Source organism: Facklamia miroungae (genome assembly GCF_012396555.1).
In the GTDB taxonomy this organism is placed as follows: Bacteria; Bacillota; Bacilli; order Lactobacillales; family Aerococcaceae; genus Facklamia; species Facklamia miroungae.
The window spans coordinates 1-1,433 of record NZ_JAAXPS010000024.1 but is presented as its reverse complement, the minus strand read 5'-3'; the positions used below and the strand labels follow the sequence as shown (position 1 = coordinate 1,433).

The following is a 1,433-nucleotide window of genomic DNA, read 5'->3' as shown; positions in this document are numbered from 1 at the left end:
TTATAAATCACATGAAAATAAAAAAATGCGAAGCCTTTTTAGCTTCTCATCTCCAATATGTTTGCCAATTTCTTCATGTTCAAGCAGGCAAAAGTGAGCCCTGCTTTGAATTCCATCAAGGCTTTCCCGATTAAGTGGGTATATCGAAAGCCATGGTGCTCTTTGGCAGTGCCAAATAATCTTTCAACTGATTCTTTTCGTTCTCTGTAAAGTTCCCGCATGCCATCTGAATGCCTTATATCTTCGCATGTTTCAAGGGCTTCTTGCCAAACGTGACGCGTAATGACTCGTTTACTTTTTTCTTGTCCGAATGCTTTATACTCGCGGTAGCCTTTGCGATTCGTCGTTGTGTAACGATACACGATGTTATTCTCATCTAAATAACAGTCATAGTATTCGTCATAGACAATCTCTCGATTCTCTGGTTTGCGTCTTGGGCGCGTATAAGGAAATACGGGTGTGATTTCTTGTTTTAATAGGAATTGGGCGATTGTGGGTGTTTTATACCCAGCATCCGCAATGATATAAGTGGGATTAAAAGGAATAATTTTTTCAAATAGTGATGGGAATGCTTGCGTATCGTGAGTATTTCCTGAGTGAACGCTGTAACCCAATACCCATCCATTTCGATCGCAGGCTGTTTGAACATTATAGGCAAAGACTTGTTTATGGTCTCCTTTATGAAACCACCCCGCCTCCGGGTCATTAGGACTGATTTTTTGGGATTTTGTTGAGGACTCCTTTTCTGTATTTTTTAGAGGCTTTTTTCCATGGATCTCACGATCTTCTTGGACAGCTTCTAGCATTTCATCCGCCAACCATTTGGCTTGAATAAGTACTTCTTCGTTCGTATATTTCCGACCATTAGCGCAAGCTTTAACATGGGTGCCATCAATGAAAATAGCTTTAGAATCAATCATGTCCGCTTCAAAACACTGTGTGAGAATCTGGCTAAAGATTTGTTGGGCGATACTTGTCCCTTCGAAACGACGCTTATAATTTTTTCCAAAAGTTGAAAAATGTGGCACTGGGTCAGTGAGAGATAACCCTAAAAACCAACGATATGCGACATTCACCTGAATTTCTTGAATGGTTTGGCGCATGCTAGGAATACCGAATAAATATTGAATGATAGGGATTTTAATCAGTGTCACTGGGTCAATGCTCGGACGCCCATTATCTAAGCAATAAACATCTTCTACCAGTCCATAAATAAAAGAAAAATCAATATGTCGATCAATTTTTCTCAGAAGATGATCTTCTGGAACAAGGTCTTCGAGCGCATGAAAAGCCATCTGATGACGTGCTTCGAACGTTTTACTTTCTGCATTAGTGGACATCATAGAAATCACCCGTTTTCTTTTTATTATATATCAAAAAGCCCTCAAAATCACCATTGGTTGGTGATTTAAAGGACTTTGTCTACAGTCTGA

Annotated in this window: 1 pseudogene; it reads right to left on the bottom strand. The window is 39.6% G+C overall.

Annotated features, from left to right (window positions below):
- Positions 1-53: 53 nt before the first annotated feature.
- Positions 54-1,343 (bottom strand): annotated as a pseudogene (locus HF969_RS09700) (IS1182 family transposase); the annotation flags it as partial.
- Positions 1,344-1,433: the final 90 nt, after the last annotated feature.